20 protein-coding genes are annotated in these 22,192 nt (G+C 61.4%); 14 read left to right on the top strand and 6 right to left on the bottom strand.

Features of this window, described 5'->3' with window-relative positions:
- The first annotated feature begins 94 nt into the window (after positions 1-94).
- The 6 genes from C8K44_RS12050 (at position 95) to hflX (ending at position 7,907) form a co-directional block, all read left to right on the top strand.
- A complete protein-coding gene (locus tag C8K44_RS12050; RefSeq protein ID WP_199227079.1) occupies positions 95-2,386 on the top strand; it encodes a PAS domain-containing sensor histidine kinase in 2,292 nt (763 codons plus the stop codon).
- Positions 2,376-3,737 (top strand): sigma-54 dependent transcriptional regulator, encoded by a 1,362-nt coding sequence (locus C8K44_RS12045; protein WP_109576034.1) that lies wholly within the window; start codon positions 2,376-2,378, stop codon positions 3,735-3,737. Before C8K44_RS12050 ends, C8K44_RS12045 begins: the two co-directional genes overlap by 11 nt.
- A 74-nt stretch (positions 3,738-3,811) precedes the next feature.
- The gene (gene trkA / locus C8K44_RS12040; protein ID WP_109576033.1) at positions 3,812-5,188 is read left to right on the top strand and encodes a Trk system potassium transporter TrkA; all 1,377 of its coding nucleotides are present in this window, start codon (positions 3,812-3,814) and stop codon (positions 5,186-5,188) included.
- Between the two features lie 78 nt (positions 5,189-5,266).
- Positions 5,267-6,130, top strand: a complete 864-nt coding sequence (locus C8K44_RS12035; protein WP_109576032.1) for a D-amino-acid transaminase — start codon at positions 5,267-5,269, stop codon at positions 6,128-6,130.
- Positions 6,131-6,269: 139 nt separating this feature from the next.
- Complete coding sequence (hfq, locus tag C8K44_RS12030) at positions 6,270-6,515, top strand: RNA chaperone Hfq (RefSeq protein ID WP_018428055.1); 246 nt, start codon at positions 6,270-6,272, stop codon at positions 6,513-6,515.
- A gap of 96 nt (positions 6,516-6,611) precedes the next feature.
- Positions 6,612-7,907, top strand: coding sequence for a GTPase HflX (gene hflX, locus C8K44_RS12025; protein ID WP_245417464.1), 1,296 nt, complete (start codon positions 6,612-6,614; stop codon positions 7,905-7,907).
- Positions 7,908-7,913: 6 nt separating this feature from the next.
- On the opposite strand, the gene mazG is transcribed toward hflX, so the two are convergent.
- Complete coding sequence (gene mazG, locus C8K44_RS12020; RefSeq protein ID WP_109576030.1) at positions 7,914-8,738, bottom strand: nucleoside triphosphate pyrophosphohydrolase; 825 nt, start codon at positions 8,736-8,738, stop codon at positions 7,914-7,916.
- Between the two features lie 154 nt (positions 8,739-8,892).
- Between mazG and crcB the strand changes: the two genes are divergently transcribed.
- The 6 genes from crcB (at position 8,893) to C8K44_RS11990 (ending at position 14,069) form a co-directional block, all read left to right on the top strand.
- Complete coding sequence (crcB, locus tag C8K44_RS12015) at positions 8,893-9,270, top strand: fluoride efflux transporter CrcB (RefSeq protein WP_109576029.1); 378 nt, start codon at positions 8,893-8,895, stop codon at positions 9,268-9,270.
- Positions 9,271-9,305: 35 nt separating this feature from the next.
- Complete coding sequence (locus C8K44_RS12010; protein ID WP_109576028.1) at positions 9,306-10,289, top strand: RluA family pseudouridine synthase; 984 nt, start codon at positions 9,306-9,308, stop codon at positions 10,287-10,289.
- Between the two features lie 35 nt (positions 10,290-10,324).
- Positions 10,325-10,975, top strand: a complete 651-nt coding sequence (locus tag C8K44_RS12005) for an HAD-IA family hydrolase (protein WP_109576223.1) — start codon at positions 10,325-10,327, stop codon at positions 10,973-10,975.
- A gap of 132 nt (positions 10,976-11,107) precedes the next feature.
- Entirely contained in the window at positions 11,108-12,034 is a 927-nt protein-coding gene (locus tag C8K44_RS12000; protein ID WP_109576222.1) for a DMT family transporter, read from the top strand.
- 2 nt (positions 12,035-12,036) lie between these two features.
- The gene (locus tag C8K44_RS11995; protein ID WP_109576027.1) at positions 12,037-12,831 is read left to right on the top strand and encodes an ATP12 family protein; all 795 of its coding nucleotides are present in this window, start codon (positions 12,037-12,039) and stop codon (positions 12,829-12,831) included.
- Positions 12,832-13,028: 197 nt separating this feature from the next.
- A complete protein-coding gene (locus C8K44_RS11990) occupies positions 13,029-14,069 on the top strand; it encodes a glutamine synthetase beta-grasp domain-containing protein (protein ID WP_109576026.1) in 1,041 nt (346 codons plus the stop codon).
- Between the two features lie 160 nt (positions 14,070-14,229).
- Here the strand turns inward: C8K44_RS11990 and glnA are convergent, their stop codons facing one another.
- Both glnA and C8K44_RS11980 read right to left on the bottom strand, forming a co-directional pair.
- Positions 14,230-15,639: a type I glutamate--ammonia ligase gene (gene glnA / locus C8K44_RS11985; RefSeq protein ID WP_109576025.1), complete on the bottom strand. Its 1,410-nt coding sequence runs from the start codon at positions 15,637-15,639 to the stop codon at positions 14,230-14,232.
- Between the two features lie 44 nt (positions 15,640-15,683).
- Positions 15,684-16,022, bottom strand: a complete 339-nt coding sequence (locus C8K44_RS11980; protein WP_055976860.1) for a P-II family nitrogen regulator — start codon at positions 16,020-16,022, stop codon at positions 15,684-15,686.
- Positions 16,023-16,349: 327 nt separating this feature from the next.
- On the opposite strand from C8K44_RS11980, the gene C8K44_RS11975 reads away from it, so the two are divergent.
- On the top strand, positions 16,350-17,849 hold the full coding sequence (locus C8K44_RS11975; RefSeq protein WP_109576221.1) for an NAD(P)H-hydrate dehydratase: 1,500 nt from the start codon (positions 16,350-16,352) through the stop codon (positions 17,847-17,849).
- 67 nt (positions 17,850-17,916) lie between these two features.
- Here the strand turns inward: C8K44_RS11975 and C8K44_RS11970 are convergent, their stop codons facing one another.
- Positions 17,917-18,534: a LysE family translocator gene (locus tag C8K44_RS11970; RefSeq protein WP_109576024.1), complete on the bottom strand. Its 618-nt coding sequence runs from the start codon at positions 18,532-18,534 to the stop codon at positions 17,917-17,919.
- A gap of 165 nt (positions 18,535-18,699) precedes the next feature.
- Entirely contained in the window at positions 18,700-19,359 is a 660-nt protein-coding gene (locus C8K44_RS11965; RefSeq protein ID WP_109576220.1) for a response regulator transcription factor, read from the bottom strand.
- Between the two features lie 127 nt (positions 19,360-19,486).
- Between C8K44_RS11965 and C8K44_RS11960 the strand changes: the two genes are divergently transcribed.
- Complete coding sequence (locus tag C8K44_RS11960) at positions 19,487-21,256, top strand: ATP-binding protein (RefSeq protein WP_109576023.1); 1,770 nt, start codon at positions 19,487-19,489, stop codon at positions 21,254-21,256.
- Between the two features lie 98 nt (positions 21,257-21,354).
- On the opposite strand, the gene C8K44_RS11955 is transcribed toward C8K44_RS11960, so the two are convergent.
- Positions 21,355-22,164, bottom strand: a complete 810-nt coding sequence (locus C8K44_RS11955) for a DUF72 domain-containing protein (RefSeq protein WP_109576022.1) — start codon at positions 22,162-22,164, stop codon at positions 21,355-21,357.
- Positions 22,165-22,192: the final 28 nt, after the last annotated feature.

The following is a 22,192-nucleotide window of genomic DNA, read 5'->3' as shown; positions in this document are numbered from 1 at the left end:
CCTGCTGAAACATTTCCGCTCGCGGCGAAAATGTTGCATAATCGCCACAATGCGTTGCATAGATGCGCCGCAATCAATGTCTCTACACGGCAGCATGGCGAGCCAGGCACAACCTCAGAACGAAAAGCTCTTTCCCGAACGGGCGCAGAAGGAAGGCCGTCGCCTCCTTGCGCTTCCGGGCGTGGTGGCTATTGCTGCCGCGCTGGTTTCCGCTGCGGTGTCGTTCGCCATCCTCGTCGGCGTCACGCCGATTACGCCCGATTCGACGACGACACTGACGCTGATCGGCATCAACGCGGTTTTCGTTCTGATCCTCGTTGTGCTGATCGTCATCGAGGTCCAACGCATCGTCATGGCGCGCAAGCGCGGCAAGGCGGCGTCGCGGTTGCATGTGCGCATCGTCACCATGTTCGCGCTGGTGGCCGCACTGCCGGCGCTGCTGGTCGCCATCGTCGCGTCGATCACTCTTGATATAGGGCTCGATCGCTGGTTCGAAATCCGGACGAAGACCATCATCAATTCGTCGCTGTCGATTGCCGAAGCCTATGTTCAGGAAAACGCGCGTAACCTGCAGGGCACGACGTTGTCGATGGCCAACGATCTCGACAATGCGCGTTCGCTATACGGTCTGGATCGCAGCGGATTCCTCGATTTCATGGGCAGGCAGGCGCAATTGCGCGCGCTCGCGCACGCAGCACTGATCAGGCCCGACGGTTCGTTCGTCATGAGCGCCAAGACGGGCGCTGATTTTGCCATGCCTGAACCACCAGCGGCAGCCGTGGAAGCGGCAGCCGACGGCAAGCCGGTGCTGATCGATCCCCGGACTCGCAATATCGTCGGCGCTATCGTCAAGCTGCGCGATATCGAAGGGCTGTACCTCTACACGATCCGGCTGGTCGATCCCGACGTGATCAGGGCGCGCCAGATCGTCACCGCCAACACCGACGAGTATCGTGATCTCGGCGCCAACCGGCGCACGACGCAAATTGCCTTCGCGCTGCTTTACCTCGGGCTGACACTGATCGTGGTGCTTTCGGCCATTTGGACCGGTATTGCCGTCGCCGACCGCCTGGTGCGGCCGATCCGCCAGCTGATCGGCGCCGCCGACGAGGTGGCGACCGGCAATCTCGACGTTTCGGTGCCCGTGCGCCAATCGGATGGCGATGTCGGCGCGCTCAGCGACACTTTCAACAACATGCTGCTGGAACTCAAGTCGCAGCGCAACGAGATCCTGACCGCCAAGGACGTCATCGACGAGCGGCGGCGCTTCTCCGAGGCCGTGCTTTCGGGCGTCACCGCAGGCGTCATCGGTGTCGATCCCTATGGCAGCATAACCATCGTCAATCCGTCGGCCGAGGAGATGCTGGCGATCTCGGCTTCGCAGTCGCTGGGTCAGAACCTGTCGATCCTGCTGCCGCATGTCGGCCGCGTCTTCGAAATCGGCCGCAAGTCGGGCCGTGCCGTCTATCGCGAGCAGGTGACCTTCTATCGTGCAGGCGCAGAGCGGACATTCAACGTCCAGGTGACGGTGGAAGAAGGCGAAAGCGAAGTCGGGGACAAGTCCTACGTCGTCACCATCGACGACATCACCGATCTGGTCACCGCGCAGCGCAGCTCTGCCTGGGCGGATGTTGCGCGACGCATCGCCCATGAGATCAAGAATCCGCTCACCCCGATCCAGCTCTCGGCGGAGCGAATCCGTCGCCGCTACGGCAAGGTCATCACCGAGGACCGCGAGATCTTCGACCAATGTACCGATACCATCATTCGTCAAGTCGGCGACATTGGTCGCATGGTCGATGAATTCTCCGCATTCGCGCGCATGCCCAAGCCGGAGATGAAGGTGGTCGACATCCGCGAGCCGCTGCGCGAGGCGTCGTTCCTGGTTGAGGTCAGCCGCTCCGACATCGCCTTTGAACGCGAAATCACCCCCGGCCCACTCAAAGGTACATTCGACAGCCGTCTGATGGCCCAGGCCTTCGGCAACGTCATCAAGAATGCGGCCGAAGCGATCGAAGCGGCGGAGCGCCAGACTGGTGAATCAGGGGTCATCAAGATCCGTGCACACCATGACGGCAATTCGATCCGCATCGATATCATCGACAACGGCAAGGGATTGCCGCGAGAAAATCGCCAACGGCTTCTCGAGCCCTATATGACGACCCGCGAGAAGGGCACGGGCCTCGGCCTCGCTATCGTCAAGAAGATTGTCGAGGACCACGGCGGAAGATTGGAACTTCACGACGCACCAGCCGATTTCCATGGCGGGCGCGGCGCGATGATCAGCATGATCCTGCCTGCGGCAGCCGAAGAAGCTACGGCACCCAAAGGGGCCGGGGACGCAGTGCAGGTCAGAGAAACCGAAAAGGTCAGAAATGGCGTCTGATATTCTTATCGTTGACGACGAGGAAGACATCCGCGAACTGGTCGCGGGCATCCTTAGCGACGAAGGGCATGAAACCCGCACGGCATTCGACGCCGACAGTGCGCTTGCCGCCATCGCGGACCGAGCGCCGCGTCTGGTGTTCCTCGACATCTGGCTCCAGGGCTCAAGACTCGATGGCCTGGCGTTGCTCGACGAGATCAGGACGCTGCACCCCAACCTGCCTGTCGTGATGATCTCGGGCCACGGCAACATCGAGACCGCTGTCTCGGCGATCCGGCGCGGCGCCTATGACTTCATCGAAAAGCCTTTCAAGGCGGATCGGCTGATTCTGATCGCCGAACGGGCGCTGGAAACGTCGAAGCTCAAGCGCGAAGTTTCCGACCTCAAGATGCGCAGCGGCGAAACCCACGATCTGATCGGCATGTCGTCGGCCATGAGTCAATTGCGCCAGACCATCGACCGCGTCGCCCCGACTAACAGCCGTATCATGATCATCGGCCCGTCGGGTTCCGGCAAGGAGATGGCAGCGCGCGCCATCCATGCATTGTCGGCACGCAAGTCCGGCCCGTTTGTAGCTTTGAACGCCGCGACCATCACGCCCGAGCGCATGGAGATCGAGCTGTTCGGCACCGAATCCAACGGTGGCGAGCGCAAGGTCGGCGCGCTGGAAGAGGCTCATCAGGGCATCCTTTACCTCGACGAAATCGCCGACATGCCGCGCGAGACGCAAAACAAGATCCTGCGCGTACTTGTCGAGCAGCAGTTCGAGCGCGTAGGCGGCACCAAGCGCGTCAAGGTCGACGTGCGCATCATTTCGTCGACGGCGCAGAACCTGGAGGCGATGATCGCCGAAGGGCGCTTCCGCGAGGACCTCTATCACCGCCTGGCCGTCGTGCCGGTCATGGTGCCGGGGCTCGCCGAGCGCAGGGAAGACATTCCTTATCTCGTCGACAACTTCATGAAGCAGATGGCAAAGCAGGCCGGCATCAAGCCGCGCCGGATCGGCGACGACGCGCTCGCCGTGCTTCAGGCACACAACTGGCCAGGCAACGTTCGACAACTGCGCAACAATGTCGAGCGGCTGCTGATTCTCGCGCGCGGCGATAATCCCGAACAGCCGATCACCGCCGATTTGCTGCCATCGGAGATCGGCGACGTGATGCCACGCGCGCCAAGCCAGTCGGACCAGCACATCATGGCGCTGCCGCTTCGCGAGGCACGTGAGATGTTCGAAAAGGAGTATCTCATCGCCCAGATCAATCGCTTCGGCGGCAACATCTCGAAGACGGCCGAGTTTATTGGTATGGAGCGCTCAGCACTTCACCGCAAACTTAAGTCGCTTGGCGTCTGAGGCGTGATTCCGAAGATCGAAACCGGATTTCGCTCCCTAAGAATGCCGGCCGCCAGCCAGGATAGACTTCCCACATGCGCGTAATCATCTGCGGGGCTGGACAGGTCGGCTACGGCATCGCCGAGCGGCTTGCTGCTGAAAAAAACGATGTCTCGATCATCGACACCGCGCCTGATCTGATCCATGCGGTGCGTGACCAGCTCGATGTGCGCGGTTTCGTCGGCCATGGTTCGCACCCGGAAGTTCTGGAGGCGGCCGGCGCGCAGAACGCCGACATGATCATCGCTGTGACCTTGTTCGACGAGGTCAATATCGTCGCCTGCGAGGTGGCGCATGCGTTGTTCAACGTACCGATGAAGGTCGCGCGCATCCGCTCGCAATCCTACCTGCAGCCGCACTATCAGGATCTGTTTTCGCGCGAACACCTCCCCATCGACGTGATCATCTCGCCCGAGCTCGAGGTTGGCGAAATGGTGCTTCGGCGCATCTCGCTGCCGGGCGCTACCGACGTGGTCCGGTTCGCCGAAAACCACATCATCATGGTGGCGATCGAGTGCCTGGAAGATTGCCCGGTCATCAATACGCCCTTGGCACAGCTCAGCGAGCTTTTTCCGGATCTGCCGTCGACGGTGGTGGGCATCACCCGCAACGACCGCCTTTTCATCCCGCATTCGGCCGACCAGCTGGTGGCGGGCGATCTCGCCTATGTGGTGACAACCAAGGATCAGGTGCGCCGCACCCTTGGCCTGTTCGGGCATGACGAGCAGGAGGCAACGCGCATCGTCATTGCCGGCGGTGGCAACATCGGACTGTTCGTCGCACGCACGCTCGAACAACGGCAGAGCCGCACCAAGATCAAGATCATCGAGGCGACCCGGGAGAGGGCGGTCAAGGTCGCCGACGAATTGCGCCGGACGGTGGTGCTCAATGGCAGCGCGCTCGACCAGAAGCTGCTGATGGAAGCAGATATCCAGGATGCCGACCTGATGGTGGCGCTGACCAACAACGACCAGGTCAACATCTTGTCGAGCGTCATGGCCAAGCGCCTTGGCTGCAAGGGCAACCTCGTGCTCATCAACAACCCGGCCTATCACGACCTGACCAAGCCACTGGGCATCGATGCTCACGTCAATCCGAGCGCGGTTACCATTTCGCGTGTGCTCCAGCATGTCCGGCGCGGACGAATCAGACAGGTGCATTCGATCCAGCGTGGTGCCGCCGAGATCATCGAAGCCGAGGCGCTCGAAACCTCTCCTTTGGTAGGCACGCTGCTGCGCGATCTGGAATTGCCCGACGGCATGCGCATCGGCGCGATTTATCGCGACGGCCACGTGGTCAAGCCGAGCGGGTCGGTGAAGATCAAGCCCAAGGACCGTGTCGTCATTTTTGCGCTCGACAAGGCGGTCAAGCAAGTCGAGCAGATGTTTAGGGTCAGCCTCGAATTCTTCTGATCGGGATCAGCCCTTTGCTCATTGCCGAATGGGGCACATCGTCTAGAACGCCGTGAAATCTCAAGGGTACGAAAAACCATGCCGCGCATTGCCTATGTCAACGGGCGTTACGTCGCCCATTCGGACGCCTTCGTGCATATCGAAGACCGGGGCTATCAATTCGCCGACGGCGTCTACGAGGTTTGCGAGGTGGCGCGCGGCTTCATCGTCGATAGCGTCGGCCATCTCAACCGGCTTGAGCGGTCGCTTTCCGAACTCAGGATCGACTGGCCGGTCAACCGCAAGGCGCTCGTGCACATCATGCGCGAGGTCATCGGCCGCAATCGTGTCCGCAATGGCATGGTCTATCTGCAGGTGACGCGTGGCGTGGCACCGCGCGATCACGTCTTCCCGGCCAACGGCACGCGACCCGCGCTGGTGGTGACCGCCAAGCGCACCGATCCGGCTGCTGCCGCCAAGCGGGCAAGCAGGGGGATCAAGGTGATAACCGTCCCGGAGAATCGCTGGGACCGCGTCGATATCAAGAGCGTTGGCCTTTTGCCCAATGTTCTGGCACGCCAGCAGGCCAAGGAGGCCGGCGCCCAGGAGGCGTGGTTCGTCGATTCCGACGGCAAGGTCACCGAAGGCGCCGCAACCAACGCCTGGATCGTCACCAAGGACGGGCGACTCGTCACACGTCCGGCCGAAAGCGGCATCCTGCGCGGCATTACCCGCACCACCCTGTTTGCGGTCGCCGACAAGCTTGGATTGAAGATCGAAGAGCGCGGCTTCACCGTCGATGAGGCCAAAACGGCGCGCGAAGCGTTTATCACCGCTGCAACCACCTTGATCATGCCGATTGTCGAGATTGACGGCCAGCCGGTCGCCAACGGGCACCCCGGGTCGGTTGCGCTTTCCCTTCGGGATGCCTTTTTTGACATTGCGGAAAAAATCCAAGCCTGATAACCGCTTGGGCGTAAATGGTTAAATTCCTCTCATTCAGCTTGCCATGCGTTGTGGCAAGGGGGTGTTTGTTGGCTTGACATGGGCCTGGTAATTTGGCGCATTGGCAGCAGACAGGGATCGGCGAAAGAAAAAAACAATGGCGGAACGATCGCAGAATCTTCAGGACCTGTTCCTGAATTCAGTTCGCAAGAGCAAAAACCCACTCACCATTTTCCTCATTAACGGCGTGAAATTGACCGGAGTTGTGACCTCCTTCGACAATTTCTGTGTTTTGTTGCGCCGTGACGGGCACTCCCAGCTCGTCTACAAGCACGCCATCTCCACGATCATGCCGAGCCAGCCGGTTCAGATGTTCGATGGCGAGGAAAGCCAGGGCGGCTGATTGGCACGCGACAGAAACGCCGGCAACAAGGCCGGTGACAGCAATGGACCCGAATCGGTAGGGGGCGACGGTGCCCCCACGCGCGCGGTCGTCATCGTGCCGGTGCTGACGCGCCAGCCCAAGGGTGACGACGACACCGCGCGCCCACGCTTACAGCGTTCGGTCGATGCTCGTCACGACGAGGCTGTCGGGCTGACACGGGCGATCGATCTCGAACCCGTTCACACAGCGATCGTGACCCTCAACGACCCGCGTCCAGCGACATTGCTGGGCAGCGGCAAGGTCGAGGAGTTCGCTGCTATCGTGAAGGAGCTCGGAGCGGAACTGGTCATCGTCGATCATCCGCTGACGCCCGTGCAGCAGCGCAACCTTGAAAAAGAGCTGAACGCCAAGGTGCTGGACCGCACCGGGCTGATCCTCGAGATTTTCGGCCGGCGCGCGCGCACCAAGGAAGGCACGCTGCAGGTCGAGCTCGCCCATCTCAATTACCAGAAGGGCAGGCTGGTCCGCAGCTGGACCCACCTTGAGCGCCAGCGCGGCGGCGCAGGCTTCCTCGGCGGCCCCGGTGAAACCCAGATCGAATCCGACAGGCGCGCGCTGCAGGAAAAGATCATCAAGCTCAAGCGCGAGCTGGAGACCGTGGTTCGCACACGCGACCTGCATCGCGCAAAGCGCCGCAAGGTGCCGTTTCCGGTGGTCGCCATCGTCGGCTACACCAATGCGGGCAAGTCGACGCTGTTCAATCGCCTGACCGGCGCAGGTGTCCTGGCCGAAGACATGCTGTTTGCGACGCTCGATCCGACCTTGCGCCGGGTGCGATTGCCGCATGGTACGCCAATCATCCTGTCCGACACCGTCGGTTTCATCTCCGACCTGCCGACACATCTCATCGCAGCCTTCCGTGCTACGCTCGAAGAGGTCGTCGAGGCCGATCTGGTGATCCATCTGCGCAACATTTCCGACCCGGATACGGCCGCTCAAGCTTCCGATGTCGAACAGATTTTGTCTGATCTCGGGGTCGATGCGGCCGATACGGAGCGCGTAATCGAAGTCTGGAACAAGATCGACCAGCTTGACGAAGGCAATCGCGAACGTCTGCTTGCCGACAGCGCCAATGGCAGCAAGACGCCACCGATCGCCATTTCGGCGATCACAGGCGAGGGCATTCCAGCACTGACCGGTCTGATCGAGCAACGTGTTTCGGGCGAACTAGAATCGATCGATGTCACGCTCGAACCCAGCCAGCTTGGGCAGATCGACTGGCTTTACCGCAATGGCGATGTCGTCTCGCGCACTGATAATGACGATGGCAGCGTGTCGATGACAATCCGGGCGACAGCCTCGGCACGTGATGAGATCGCGGCGAAAATCTTGCGCAAGAACAAAGGCTAGAGCGCGCTACTTCGCGGTCTTTGCTTGCTGCCACAATGCTTCCATTTCGTCGAGTGTCGCAGCCTCCAGGCTGTGTCCTGCGTCGTCCAGCGACTTTTCGACGTAGTGGAAGCGTTTGCGGAACTTGTCGTTGGTTCCTGAAAGCGCCGCCTCGGAATCGAGTTGCAGGTGGCGGCCGAGATTGACCAGCGCAAACAGCATGTCGCCGAATTCATCCTTGACCGCAGCCTGTTCGCCCTTGGCCATGGCTTCGCGCAATTCGCCGATCTCTTCTTCGATCTTGTCAAGGATAGGGGCCGCTTCGCCCCAGTCGAAGCCGACGCGTGCGGCCTTTTCCTGAAGCTTGAGCGCACGAGTCAGAGCCGGCAGCGCCACCGGCACGCTGTCGAGAAAACCCTTGCCGTGATCTTCGGGATCGAGCCCGCGGGCGAGGCGGGCGGCGCGCCTTTCGGCTTTTTCCTCCGCCTTTATCTTTTCCCACATTCCCTTTGCCGAACGTGCCTCGCGCGCCTGAGCGTCGCCGAAGACATGCGGGTGGCGGCGGATCATCTTGGTGGTGATGGCTTGAACCACGTCGCCGAAGGCAAACTCGCCGGCCTCTTCAGCCATTTGCGCGTGATAAACCACCTGCAGCAGCAGGTCCCCAAGTTCCTCGCGAAGGTGGTCGATGTCGTTGCGCGAAATCGCGTCGGCGACCTCGTAGGCCTCCTCGATCGTGTAGGGCGCGATCGTCGCGAAATTCTGCTCGATGTCCCACGGACAGCCAGTTTCCGGTTCGCGAAGCGCTGCCATGATCTCGATCAGGCGGGAGATGTCTTTGGAAGGTTGCATGAGGCGATGCTATAGCCCGGCAGCGGCCTTCCCAACAATGGTCTGCGGCAGGGGTGCCTTGTCCACAGCCTAATCCGTTGCTCGCCCAGCCATCACACCGGGGCGGGCGGGAGCTGTGCTATTGACCTGATATCCGCGCAGGCAGGACATCTCGATGCTTCATCTATCGCTCGTTGCAGTCGGCGGCGCCATCGGCGCGTCGCTGCGCCATGTCGTCAACTTGTTGGCACTAAGGCTCATGGGACCGAATTTCCCGTGGGGGACAATGGTCATCAACATTGTTGGCTCGTTTGCCATGGGCCTGTTCATCGGCTGGCTTGCGCGCCGCGGCGGCGCATCGAACGAACTCAGGTTGTTCGTTGCCACAGGTATCCTCGGTGGCTTCACGACCTTTTCAGCATTTTCACTCGATTTCGCCACTTTGTGGGAGCGCGGATCGGCACTTCCGGCTCTCGGATATGCGTTTGCCAGCGTCATTTCAGCCATTCTGGCCCTGTTCCTGGGATTGTGGCTCGCAAGAAGCATCGGCTGATGCTATTGGGCCGCTTCGAAAAGGACGATTGAAAAATGGCTGGCGTAGAACAGATCACGGTGGAAGCCGGCGAAACGGGCATGAGGCTCGACCGCTGGTTCAAGGCCCATTTTCCGGGACTCGGCTTCGGCCACCTGCAAAAACTGCTGCGCTCGGGCCAGATCCGGGTCGATGGCGGGCGCGTCAAGGCCGACACACGTGTCGAGCCCGGCCAGGTCGTCCGCATCCCGCCGCTTGAAGTCGACAAGAAGGGTGACGGCCCGCTGACTGCTCGCACCATGCGCAATCAGGACGACGGCGACGTGCTGGCGCAGATGCTGCTTTACGAAGACCCCAAGGTTTTCGTCTTCAACAAGCCAGCCGGCCTCGCCGTCCAGGGCGGGTCGGGCGTGGTGCGTCACCTCGACGACATGCTTGAAGCCTGGCGCAACAAGAAGGGCGAAAAGCCGCGCCTGGTGCACCGGCTTGACCGCGACACCTCTGGTGTTCTGGTCGTGGCGCGTACGCGTCTTGCCGCTATGAAGCTCGCCGAGGCCTTCCGCGCCCGCGAAACCAAGAAGACCTATTGGGCCCTGGTCAAGGGCGCGCCACCCAAGCGCGAAGACAAGATCTCGACCTGGCTGATCAAGGAACAGACGCCAGACGGCGACCGCATGCGCGTCGCAAAACATGGCGAAAAGGGCGCCGACCATGCGGTTTCTTATTACCGTGTGCTCGAACAGGCAGCTCAGGCGCTGACCTGGCTCGAAATGGAGCCCTATACCGGCCGCACCCACCAGTTGCGCGTGCACGCGGCCTATATCGGCTGCCCGATCATCGGCGATCCGAAATATTTCGAACACGACACCAACTGGGAATTCCCCGGCGGCCTGCAGAACAAGCTGCATCTGCATGCGCGCCGCATCGTTATTCCGCATCCCGATCATGGCGTCATCGATGTTACCGCACCGATGCCACCGCATATGCGCCAGAGCTGGAACCTGATCGGCTTCGACGATGAAAGCGGTGAGCCGGCGTGACGGCTGCTTCGTCGGCTGGCAACGCGTCCCAATCGCTGAAGCTGGTCCTGTTCGATTGCGACGGCACGTTGGTCGACAGCGCTGACATCATCCATGGCTGCATGGTGGCGACGTTTCGTGAGGCCGACCTGCCGGAGCCGACGACCGAGGCGACCAAGAGCATTATCGGGCTGACGCTCGATCTCGCCATCGCGACCTTGTTGGGACGTCCGCGCGACGCCGAATGCGCGCGCCTGGCCGAGCGCTACAAGGAGCATTTCATAGCTTGGCGTCAGCTGCCAAGTTTTCATGAACCGCTCTACGATGGCATCGCCGAACTTATCGAAGCGCTTTCCCGTCGCGACGATGTCATCATCGGCATGGTCACCGGCAAGTCGCGGCGCGGGGTGCAACGGGTGCTCGAAACCTATGGCTACGAGCACCATTTCTTGACCATTCGTACCGCAGACGATTGTCCGTCGAAGCCGCATCCGGCGATGGTGCTGGAATGTTGTGCTGAAACCGGCATCGACCCGGCTTCGACCTATGTGGTTGGCGACGCCGTCTATGACATGCAGATGGCCAGAAGTGCCGGCGCCCGCGCCATCGGCGTTTCATGGGGCTACCATCATCGCGAGGGCCTGTTTGCCACAGGCGCGCACGCCGTGCTCGACACACCGGCCGAACTGCTCACCCTTATCGACTAGCTGGACCAACCCGCGTGCTGCGGCCTGCGATATGTTCCGCGCCAAGCCGCATTGCCGGTCTGGATCCGCTGCATGGCGTCGACGGACTGGTCGACCCATCGGATCGCGCTCGCCCGGCGCGGAGGAATTTTCATGACAGCCGCAACCCAGCCGCTCGACCGCCGCGACAGCATCGATACCGCAGCCGTGGGCCTCATGCTTCTGCTCACCTTTTCGTGGGGCATGAACGGCGTCGCCGCAAAGCTCGCCACAGGCGGTTTCAACCCGATCTTCCTCAATGTCGCGCGCTCGGGCATCGGCTGCCTGGTGGTGTTCTTGTGGTGCCTTTATCGCGGCATACCGCTGTTCAACAAGGATGGCACACTCTGGGGCGGCATCCTTGCCGGTTTGCTGTTCGGCAGCGAATTCATCCTGGTGTTCATCGCGCTCGAATACACCACGGTGGCGCGCAACTCCCTGCTTGTCAGCACGATGCCGTTCTGGATCCTTGTCGGTGCGCATTTCTGGCTTGGCGAGCGCATGTCGGTGCAGAAGTTTTGCGGCCTCGTGCTGGCGTTCTGCGGCGTGGTCGTGATCTTTTCCGACAAGCTGGGCGGCGAAATGTCTTCCACGCTGTTGGGCGACATACTCAGCCTGATTGCCGGCCTTCTCTGGGCGCTGACCACGCTTGCCATCAAGAAGACCAGACTTGCCACTGCCGGGGCCGAAAAGGTGCTGCTCTACCAACTGGTCGTGTCGTCGTTGATGGCAATCCCGCTGGTGCCACTGGCCGGACCAGCCTTACGCGAGGTGACTCCGGTGGCCATGGGTGCGTTACTGTTCCAGTCTGTTTATGTCGTTGCCTTCACCTATATTCTATGGTTCTGGCTGATGCGGCGATATCCGGCAGCGGCACTTTCCAGCTTTGCCTTTCTGGCGCCGGCATTCAGCGTGATATGCGGATGGCTGGTGCTGGGTCAGCCTTTAACCTGGAAGATATTTCTGGCCCTTGGCCTGATTGCCGCCGGGCTGGTTGTGGTGAACCGGCCGCAGCGAATTCGGGCTGGCGTAACGGAGTAGACATGCGAGACATATTGAGCGACCTTGAAACCAGCGACGGGCTGTCCGATCCCGATCCGATCCGCCGCGCCCAGAGCTCGATGCAGAAGCAGCTGCCCAAGCGCTTCTATAAAACTGCAGCCGTTGCCGCTTTGGACGAAGATCATGCGGTCCAACTCGATGGCAAGAATGTGCGCACGCCCGGCAGGGCGCTGCTGGCCTTGCCGACCGCAGCCGCGGCACAGCTGGTCGCCGACGAATTCGCGGCCCAGGTCGAGGTCATCGATCCCTTTACGATGCCCGTTCTGCGTCTGGTCAACACGGCGATCGACGGCGTTGCGACCGACCCGCAGGCGGTGCTTGAGGATATCCTGCGCTTTTCGTCGTCCGACCTGCTTTGCTACCGCGCCGACCAGCCTGAGCGGCTGGTCGAACGGCAGGCCGAGGCTTGGGACCCTGTCCTCGACTGGGCGCGCGCTTCGCTTGGCGCACGCTTCGTTCTGGCCGAAGGCGTCATGCATGTCGACCAGCCGCGCGAAGCGATTGCCGCGCTCGGCGTACACCTGTCCCAGCGCGCCGAGCCGATGACGCTCGCGGCACTCCATGTCATGACCACGCTGACCGGTTCGGCATTGTTGGCGCTGGCGGTGGAGATGGGCGAAATGACGGTCGATGAGGCCTGGGCCGCAGCCCATGTCGACGAAGATTGGCAGATCGAGCACTGGGGCCAGGATTCCGAGGCAGTAGCTCGCCGTGCGAACCGCAAACGCGACATGCTGGCCGCGGTGGCGCTGCTTGAGGCGCTGAGGGCGGACTGACACGCGGCCGCCCTTCGCTCAGTCCTTGAGCAGAACGTCAGCAGTCCTGTCCAAATTTGCCCATTCCTTGTGCATCCCCGTTTTTGCGCCATAAACGTCAGGCGCAAATGCGGGGATTTTCAATTGGCACGGGGCTTGCATATCTCAGGTCGACGAAGGCCGCCGATGGCGGACAGACACGACACTGAGAGGTTAGCATGACGAAGTACAAGCTCGAGTATATTTGGCTGGACGGATATACGCCGACGCCGAACCTTCGCGGTAAGACGCAGGTCAAGGAATACGCCGAGTTCCCCAAGCTGGAGCAGCTTCCTTATTGGGGCTTCGACGGCAGCTCGACGATGCAGGCGGAAGGCAAGAGCTCGGATTGCGTTCTGAAGCCCGTCGCCGTCTATCCAGACCCCGCGCGTAAGAACGGCGTGCTCGTCATGTGCGAAGTGATGATGCCGGATGGTGTTACGCCTCACCCTTCGAACACCCGCGCCACCGTGCTTGAGGATGATGGCGCCTGGTTCGGTTTCGAGCAGGAGTATTTCTTCTACAAGGACGGTCGTCCGCTCGGCTTCCCCGAAACCGGCTCCCCGGCACCGCAGGGCGAGTACTACACCGGCGTCGGCTACAAGAACGTCGGCGACATTGCCCGCCAGATCGTCGAGGAACATCTCGACCTGTGCCTCGACGCCGGCATCAACCATGAAGGTATCAACGCCGAAGTGGCCAAGGGCCAGTGGGAATTCCAGATTTTCGGCAAGGGCTCGAAGAAGGCGGCCGACGAGATCTGGCTCGCTCGCTATCTGCTGCAGCGTCTGACCGAAAAGTACTGCATCGACATCGAGTATCACTGCAAGCCGCTCGGCGACACCGACTGGAACGGCTCGGGCATGCACGCCAACTTCTCGACCGCCTTCATGCGCGAGGCCGGCGGCAAGGCCTATTTTGAAGCTCTGATGACCGCCTTCGGCGAAGCGCGCGAAGAGCACATCGCCGTCTACGGTCCCGACAACCACCTGCGACTGACCGGCAAGCATGAAACCGCCTCGATCAACGTGTTCACCTGGGGCGTCGCCGACCGCGGCGCGTCGGTGCGCGTGCCGCACAGCTTTGTACGCGACGACTATCGCGGTTATCTCGAGGATCGTCGCCCGAACTCGCAGGGCGACCCCTACCAGATCGCCTCGCAGATCCTGAAGACGATCTCGGCCGTGCCAACCAGCTTCGAGAAGAAGGCTGCCGCATAATCTTTCGAGACGAGTGTTTCGGAAAAAACCCGGGGCGACCCCGGGTTTTTTTTGTACGCTTGGATGTTGCCGGGGCAGTGGGCCACGTCGATGCGACCTCTGCGCAAACAAAAGAGGCCCCGGATCGCTCCGGGGCCTCTTTTTGTCGAATTCTCTGGTGCTACACCGAGTAGTACATGTCGTATTCGACCGGGTGCGGGGTCATTTCGAAGCGCATCACCTCTGCCATCTTCAGCTCGATGAACGAGTCGATCTGGTCGTCGTCGAACACACCGCCGGCCTTCAGGAAGCCGCGATCCTTGTCGAGGCTCTGAAGCGCTTCGCGCAGGCTGCCGCAGACGGTCGGGATCTTCTTGAGTTCCTTGGCCGGCAGGTCATAGAGATCCTTGTCCATCGGCTGGCCGGGGTGGATCTTGTTCTTGATGCCGTCGAGGCCGGCCATCAGCAGGGCGGCGAAAGCGAGATAGGGGTTCGCGCCCGGATCGGGGAAGCGAACTTCGACGCGCTTGGACTTTGGCGAATTGCCGAACGGAATGCGGCAGGAGGCCGAGCGGTTGCGCGCGGAATAGGCGAGCAGGACCGGGGCCTCATAGCCCGGCACCAGGCGCTTGTAGGAGTTGGTCAGCGGGTTGGTGAAGGCGTTGATCGCCTTGGCATGCTTGATGATGCCGCCGATGAAATAGAGGCAGTTCTCCGACAGGCCGGCGTACTCGTTGCCGGCGAAGGTCGGCTTGCCACCCTTCCAGATCGACAGGTGGACGTGCATGCCCGAGCCATTGTCGCCGAAGATCGGCTTGGGCATGAAGGTGGCCGTCTTGCCATAGGCGTTGGCGACCTGGTGAACCACATACTTGTAGATCAGCATCTTGTCGGCGTTGCGGACCAGGGTGTCGAACTTGACGCCGAGTTCGTGCTGGGCGGCCGCCACCTCGTGGTGATGCTTTTCCACGCGCACGCCCATTTCGGTCAGCACGGTCAGCATTTCGGAGCGCATGTCCTGGCAGCTGTCGATCGGCGGGACCGGGAAATAGCCGCCCTTGACGCGCGGACGGTGGCCGAGGTTGCCGGTTTCATAGTCGGTATCGTCGTTCGACGGCAATTCGGTCGAGTCGAGCTTGAAGCCGGTGTTGTAGGGGTCGGCCTTGTACTTGACGTCGTCAAAGACGAAGAACTCGGCTTCAGGACCGACATAGACGGTATCTCCGATCCCTTCGGCCTTGAGGTAGGCTTCTGCCTTCTTGGCGATGCCGCGCGGGTCGCGGTTGTAGGCTTCGCCCGAAACCGGGTCGAGGATGTCGCACAGGATGACCATCGTCGACTGGGCGAAGAACGGGTCCATATGGACAGTGTCCATGTCGGGCATCAGCACCATGTCGGACTCGTTGATGGCCTTCCAGCCGGCGATCGACGATCCATCGAACATGACGCCGTCGGCGAACATTTCTTCCTCGACTTCAGCGATGTCCATGGTGACGTGCTGGAGCTTGCCCTTCGGGTCGGTGAAGCGCAGGTCAACGAACTTCACGTCGTTGTCCTTGATCTGCTTCATGATGTCTTTGGCTGTCGTCATGATGTTTCCCTGTGTGATGACGTTTGAACGAGAATGTATCGAGGTCAGATCGCGTCGACGCCGGTCTCGCCGGTGCGAATGCGCACGACTTCCTCGATGTTGGACACAAAAATCTTGCCGTCGCCGATGCGGCCGGTCTGGGCGGCCTTGCGAATGGCTTCGATCGCGGCTTCGACCGATTCGTCGCCGAGCACGACTTCGATCTTCACCTTGGGCAGAAAGTCGACGACATATTCGGCGCCGCGATAGAGCTCAGTATGCCCCTTCTGGCGGCCGAAACCCTTGGCTTCGGTGACCGTGATGCCTTGCAGGCCGGCTTCCTGAAGCGCTTCCTTCACTTCGTCGAGCTTGAACGGCTTGATGATCGCTTCGATCTTTTTCATGCGAATATGGCCTCCGATGCCGTAACCAGGGGGTGATGCACCCACTCGCGCATCTTTCAAGCACGAAGCGTGCCAAGTCGAGTGGACTAAGTGACTTTGTTCGGTTTGCCCTGAAGGCAGCCGAAGACGTGGTGATTGGAGCCGATTCCGCCCGGTTGGTCGAGATGCGCACAAAATTTCATCGCTTCGCTCCTCGAGTTCATGCATAAAAAATCAGCAACGTGCTCATGATTTGTACGCAACGATCCAGCCGCATTGCCGTTTGGGCCGGATTTGGCGGCGTGCTAACTCTCAGGCCTCCGTCGCAACCGACCTGGGATGACCGTCATGGCGTTTGAACTGCTGACCCCAAGCGAGATGGCCGAGGCAGACCGCTTGACGATCGCTGCCGGGCCAGTGGACGGAATTGGCCTGATGCGACGGGCTGGCGGGGCCATCGCCGATGTCATCCTTGCGCGCTTCGGCGGGGCTGCACCGGTGCATGTGCTTTGCGGGCCAGGCAACAATGGCGGCGACGGCTATGTCGTTGCGCGCCTGCTAGCCGAGAGCGGTGTCGACGTCAGGATTTTCGCCACAGGCGACCCACGCGCCGGCAGCGATGGAGCACTTGCTGCCGCCGAATGTCCAGTCGAGGTTCAGGCGTTGGCGGCTTTCGCACCCGAAACAGGCTCAGTGGTGGTCGACGCGCTTTACGGGGCAGGCTTGTCCAAGCCGTTGGCGGACGAGGTTCTTGCAGTGATCGCGCAGACGGTGGAGACTGGCGTGCCCGTTGTCGCGGTCGACCTGCCGTCGGGTGTGTCGGGCGCGTCGGGCGAAGTGCTTGGCGATGCGTTCAAGGCCGCCTTGACCGTGACTTTTGCCCGCAAGAAGCCGGGACACCTGCTCTTTCCGGGGCGGGCGCATTGCGGCGAGATCGTCGTCGCCGATATCGGTATTGCCGATCCCACAGTTATCGCCACGGGCACACAATGCCTTGAAAACGACCCAGCGTGGTGGCGACAGCTGTTTCCGGCGCCGGCCAGTGATGCCCATAAGTACAGTCGCGGCCATGTCGGTGTTTTTTCCGGCGGTCCGTCGGCAACCGGTGCTGCGCGCCTGTCCGCCATGGCTGCGGCCCGGGCTGGGGCGGGGGCGGTGACGGTGCTGTCACCAAGCGCGTCATTGGCCGCCAACGCCGCACATCTTACTTCGATCATCCTGAGGCGCTCGGACACGCTCGCGGACGCACTGGCCTTTCTGGGCGCGCGCAAGCCCGAGGTTCTGGTCTATGGCCCTGGCCTCGGACCCGAGCCTGAGATCGGGCGTTTCGCTGTCGAACTGATGTCGGTCGCCGACGGACGATTTGGCGCGCTCGTGCTCGATGCCGACGGCATCACCTCGCTTGCGCATCAGCGTGCGGCCTTTTTCGAGGCGGCGAAGCGGTCGAGTGCGCCGGCGCTGGTGCTGACGCCACATCACGGCGAGTTCGGGCGCCTGTTTCCCGACATTGCGGCAGACGGCACGCTGTCGAAGCTGGAGCGGGCGCGAGCGGCAGCCAGGCGTGCCATTGCGACAATTGTCTACAAAGGGCCGGACACGGTGATTGCAGCGTCGGACGGTCGGGCGGCGATCAATACCAACGGCACGCCGCATCTGGCGACCGCCGGCTCGGGCGACGTGCTGTCGGGCATCGTTGCGGCCCTCATCGCGCAAGCCATGCCACCCTTCGAGGCGGCATGCGCTGCGGTGTGGATGCACGCCGAGGCGGCGCGGCGCTTTGGGCCTGGGCTGATCGCCGAGGACCTGCCGCTGGCGCTGCGGGATGTGCTTGGAACCTTAGGCCAGTAGGTCGCACGTCTATCCATTGCCCGCCCTTGTCATATTTCGTGGTCGGTGAACTAAAAGAGAGCTTCCGTCAAATCTGATGGCTGACGAGCGCCACTCCAAGACCGACGAGGATCGAACCGCAGGTCTTGGGGACGATCCATCCTGCTTTGCCTGCTGAAAACCGGGCAAGGGTGAACGAGGCGATGACGACCGCCGCCAAATCGGCGATCGAAAAGACCAGATTGACGAAAACGCCAAGCATGAGGAACTGCAGCCAAACCGGAGCGGCGGCTGCAGGGTCCACGAATTGCGGCAGGAAGGTCAGGAAGAAAAGCGCGGTCTTCGGATTGAGGACCTCGACCACGACGCTGTCGCGCAATGTGCTCGAGGCTGGATTTACGGCTTTGTCTCCGGTCTTGGTCCAGCCAAGGAACATGGAGAGGCCGAGCCAGACCAGATAGGCGGCGCCAGCGAATTTGATTGCGGCAAAAAACGTTGGCGCTTGTTCGATCAGCGAGGCGAGGCCAATGGTGGCGGCGATGATGTGGGCATAGCAGCCAACGTGGACGCCAAGCGCTGCCATCAATCCAGCCCTGCGGCCAAGGGCGACGGTCTGGGCGGTCATGTAAAGTATCGCTGGTCCAGGCATGCAAGCGAAGGCAAGCGTTGCAACGGCAAACGGCACCCACAGTTCCAGCGACGGCATGATGCCTCCTCCCGGATGATGCAATCGCGGTGAGGAGTAGGCGGTGCCTTGGGAAGAGAACATACGGCAGATGCCGTATTTGGCTCGCACTCGGGCTTGGCTAGTCTGGCGATGGTTAAGCAGACCTTTCCGCCAGCTCGAAGCCGCGGAAACAGTTCCCGGCTGTCACGCCGTGGGCAATCCAAGGCGAACCGCGTAGGCGGTCAGTTCGGCGGCACTGTGAAGATTGAGCTTACCCATCAGGTTTTCCCGGTGCTTGCGAGCGGTCAGCGGGCTGATGCCCAGCCGTTCGGCGGTCTCGCGCGCCGTCAGTCCCTGCGCCACCAGCGCAAGGATCTCTCGTTCCCGCCGTGTCAACGGTACCGGAGAAAGGATATCCTGCGCGGCGTGTGGCCTGCTGTTTCGGTTCGGTTCGGTGATCGCGAACCGAACGGTGCGTGCCAGATAAGTGCTCCCGCTTCTGACCGCAGCTATGGCCTCGGCGAGTTCCTCGGGATCGCCGTCCTTGGTCAGATAGGCGCTGGCGCCGGCTTCGAGCGTGGCTCGCACCGTCCGCGGTTCGATATTGGCAGTGAGGACAACGATCTTCAGGCGAGGCGCGAATTCGCCGATGTCGGCAATAAATTGGATGCCGGCAACGCCGGGCATGCCGAGATCGAGGATCAAAAAATCCGCGCGAACGGAGCGAACAAGCCCCAACAGGGCTTCGCCATCGGCTGCTTCGCCGACGACCGACATGTTTTCCATTGCGGAGATGAGAAGCTTCAGCCCCTCGCGCACAATGGCGTGGTCATCAGCAAGGATGAAGGTGAGCTTTCGATTCATCTGGTCCATTCATGTAGCGGCGGAAGCTGCCCGTCTATTGCGAACTTATGAGAAACAAGTTTCCGCTAATCAACCGTCGGCGGGAAGGGTGGCTCGCACAACTTTCGTCCGACTTTGGAGGAATGCGATGCAGGAAGACAAGATACGACAGGCTCTTGTTGAGCTTCTGTATCGCAACTCCTATGGCGTGGTCATTTCAAACATCGTTATTTCGCTCGCTGCCGTCTATGTTCTGAGCGACGGCATCTCCGCGACCTGGCTGGCCGCGTGGCTCGGCGCCCTGTATCTGCTGACAGCCATTCGGGTATTCGCTTCACGCCGCTTTTTCAGCCGCACTCGGGATGCGGTGTCAATCTTGCGGTGGGCGTGGCTTGCGGCGGCATTTTCCTGGGTTTCGGGCCTGCTGTGGGGCGTATTCGGCTGGGTTGGATTCATGCCCGAAGCGCCGCTTCTGCTTTCATTCACAGTTGTCGTGCTGACTGGCCTGGTCTGCGGCACGGTGCCATCGTTGTCGGCCTTTCCGCCGGCTCTCATGGGCTCGATTCTCGCCACAGTCTTGCCGGTCGCCGCACGCGTTATCACCAGCGGGAGCGCGATATCAGGTGGCTTCCTGTTCCTACTAGTGTCGCTTGTGGTGATTAATTTCTACTATTGCCGCATCACCTACCGCATGCTGCGCGAGACAATCAGCCTGCGACTGGAAAACGAAAGGCTTGTCGAGCACCTGCAGGAAGAACGCGACCGGGCGCAGAGCGCGGACCGCGCAAAGACACGCTTTCTGGCGGCGGCGAGCCATGACCTGCGCCAACCGATCCATGCCTTGAGCCTGCTGGTATCGACCATCGCCGTGCTCGGCCAGCGCGGCAACGTGCCTTCCGGCCAGGCTCGCGACCTTGCGGGCAGGGCGAAATTGATCATCGGCAACCTGAGCGGCCTTTTGAACGCGCTGCTCGACATCTCAAAGCTCGATGCGGGCATCGTCACGGTTGCCAGGGAAACGGTGGGAATGCGCGAGCTTTTCCGCGATTTTCGCGACGAGTTCGCCGCCGAGGCAAGTCAGCGGGGCTTGAGCTGGCGAGTGGTCGATAGCGACCTTGAGGTCGAAAGCGACCCGATGATGCTCAGGCGCATTCTCAACAACCTGCTGACCAATGCGTTCCGCTACACCAAGGAAGGCGGCGTTCTGCTCGGTTGCCGCAAGCGTGGCGATGTCGTGGAGATCCAGGTGTGGGACACTGGTCCTGGTATTCCCGCCGATCAGCAAGCGGCGATTTTCGAGGAGTTCGTACAGTTGCAGAACCCGGCGCGGGACCGCACGCAGGGCCTGGGGCTCGGCCTCGCCATTGTCCGTCGCACGGCCGAGCTATTGAGGCACCCGCTTAAGCTCAGTTCGACGCCCGGGCGTGGCTCGATGTTTTCGGTCGCGGTGCCGATAGTTCGCACGGCCAAGGTGCCGGAGTGCAACGTTGAGGCGCTGCCCGAAGTAGGCAGTGCGGGCATCATGGTCGTGGAAGACGAGGGCGATATTCTCGAGGCGATGGCTATCTTGCTCGAGCTTGACGGCCATCGGGTCTACGCAGGCCGGTCCGTCGCCGAGGTGGAAAGAACCTATTCGCACGCAGACGCGAGCGCCAAGGTCGCGGTCGACCTCATCATCTCCGACTACCGCCTTGCAGATGGCGCCACCGGCGTTGAGGCAATCGAGGCGCTTTGCGCATATCTTGGCCGCGCGGTCCCCGCCATCATTGTTACCGGTGACACCTCGCCGTCGCGCCTGCAGGAAGTGAGCGCCAGCGGCAGCCTCATCCTGCACAAGCCGATAACTGACAAGGAACTCCGTGAAGCGATCGGTGCTGCGTGGCTCAAGGGCAAGATGGCCAGCATCAAGCCCTCTTGAACGGAAATTGCGCGACCGTTCGTTCGGGCGCAACGAGCCCGCGGTCCGCACGCGTTGCCGGTCCGGCTACGCCGCCGCTACAATTGGCACTTCGACATCTAACCGTTGATCCGCTTCATCAACGCCATGGCGCCGAACGGCGCACGCGTCTTGCCTTCGGTTATGAAGTAGACAAAGACGTCGCGCGGCTTGGCTGGCGCCTCGGTGTTGGGATCGGCGCGGGGCTGGTCGGCGGGTGTGCCGCCGGCAGACCAGACTTTTGCCCGCTCGGTCCATTCGTCGAGTGCCCTCGGCGTGTAGCAGTCGTGATTTTCATCGCTGCCCGTCTGCAGCCGGACATAGACGAAATCCCCCGTCACATCCGCTATCGCAGGATATTTGGCGTGGTCGGCATAAACGATGGCGACATCGTGCTTCCGGGCCAGGGCGACGAATTCCGGGACGACGAAGGAGTCATGGCGCACCTCAACCGCATGGCGCAATTTCACGCCGTCCTGCTTTTCCGGCAGGAGTTTGAGGAAGGCTTCGAAATCGTCCGCGTCGAATTTCTTGGTCGGCGCGAACTGCCACAGGATGGGCCCAAGCTTTTCGCCAAGGGCCGTGATGCCCTGGGTAACGAAGCGCGTAATCGACTCGCCGGCTTCCGCGAGGATGCGGCGATTGGTGACGAAGCGGTTGCCCTTGAGGGTGAATACGAAGCCGTCGGGAGCCTCGCTCGCCCATTTCAGGAACGTGGGCTCCTTGAAGCCTGAGTAGTATGTGCCGTTGACCTCGATGGTCGGAACTTGCTGTGCGGCGAACTGCAGCTGTTTCGTCTTGGCCAGTTTTTCGGGATAGAAGGTGCCTTCCCACGGCTCGAACGTCCAGCCGCCCATGCCTGCACGAATCTTTCCGGTCATCGCTACCATCCCTGCGAATATGTGGCCCCATGTCGGG

The organism is Aminobacter sp. AP02 (assembly GCF_003148805.1).
In the GTDB taxonomy this organism is placed as follows: Bacteria; Pseudomonadota; Alphaproteobacteria; order Rhizobiales; family Rhizobiaceae; genus Aminobacter.
The sequence above is the reverse complement of the archived record's forward strand: the minus strand, read 5'-3'. Positions and strand labels throughout refer to the sequence as shown.

What these genes read in the sequence shown, in the direction of transcription:
- C8K44_RS11960 (WP_109576023.1), top strand. Translation starts at nt 19,487, where the DNA reads ATGCAGGAAGACAAGATACGACAGGCTCTTGTTGAGCTTCTGTATCGC.
- C8K44_RS11995 (WP_109576027.1), top strand. Translation starts at nt 12,037, where the DNA reads ATGCGAGACATATTGAGCGACCTTGAAACCAGCGACGGGCTGTCCGAT.
- C8K44_RS11965 (WP_109576220.1), bottom strand. Translation starts at nt 19,359, where the DNA reads ATGAATCGAAAGCTCACCTTCATCCTTGCTGATGACCACGCCATTGTG.
- C8K44_RS12010 (WP_109576028.1), top strand. Translation starts at nt 9,306, where the DNA reads ATGGCTGGCGTAGAACAGATCACGGTGGAAGCCGGCGAAACGGGCATG.
- C8K44_RS12050 (WP_199227079.1), top strand. Translation starts at nt 95, where the DNA reads ATGGCGAGCCAGGCACAACCTCAGAACGAAAAGCTCTTTCCCGAACGG.
- C8K44_RS12035 (WP_109576032.1), top strand. Translation starts at nt 5,267, where the DNA reads ATGCCGCGCATTGCCTATGTCAACGGGCGTTACGTCGCCCATTCGGAC.
- glnA (WP_109576025.1), bottom strand. Translation starts at nt 15,639, where the DNA reads ATGACGACAGCCAAAGACATCATGAAGCAGATCAAGGACAACGACGTG.
- C8K44_RS11990 (WP_109576026.1), top strand. Translation starts at nt 13,029, where the DNA reads ATGACGAAGTACAAGCTCGAGTATATTTGGCTGGACGGATATACGCCG.
- mazG (WP_109576030.1), bottom strand. Translation starts at nt 8,738, where the DNA reads ATGCAACCTTCCAAAGACATCTCCCGCCTGATCGAGATCATGGCAGCG.
- trkA (WP_109576033.1), top strand. Translation starts at nt 3,812, where the DNA reads ATGCGCGTAATCATCTGCGGGGCTGGACAGGTCGGCTACGGCATCGCC.
- C8K44_RS11955 (WP_109576022.1), bottom strand. Translation starts at nt 22,164, where the DNA reads ATGGTAGCGATGACCGGAAAGATTCGTGCAGGCATGGGCGGCTGGACG.
- C8K44_RS11975 (WP_109576221.1), top strand. Translation starts at nt 16,350, where the DNA reads ATGGCGTTTGAACTGCTGACCCCAAGCGAGATGGCCGAGGCAGACCGC.
- C8K44_RS12045 (WP_109576034.1), top strand. Translation starts at nt 2,376, where the DNA reads ATGGCGTCTGATATTCTTATCGTTGACGACGAGGAAGACATCCGCGAA.
- crcB (WP_109576029.1), top strand. Translation starts at nt 8,893, where the DNA reads ATGCTTCATCTATCGCTCGTTGCAGTCGGCGGCGCCATCGGCGCGTCG.
- C8K44_RS12000 (WP_109576222.1), top strand. Translation starts at nt 11,108, where the DNA reads ATGACAGCCGCAACCCAGCCGCTCGACCGCCGCGACAGCATCGATACC.
- C8K44_RS11970 (WP_109576024.1), bottom strand. Translation starts at nt 18,534, where the DNA reads ATGCCGTCGCTGGAACTGTGGGTGCCGTTTGCCGTTGCAACGCTTGCC.
- C8K44_RS11980 (WP_055976860.1), bottom strand. Translation starts at nt 16,022, where the DNA reads ATGAAAAAGATCGAAGCGATCATCAAGCCGTTCAAGCTCGACGAAGTG.
- hfq (WP_018428055.1), top strand. Translation starts at nt 6,270, where the DNA reads ATGGCGGAACGATCGCAGAATCTTCAGGACCTGTTCCTGAATTCAGTT.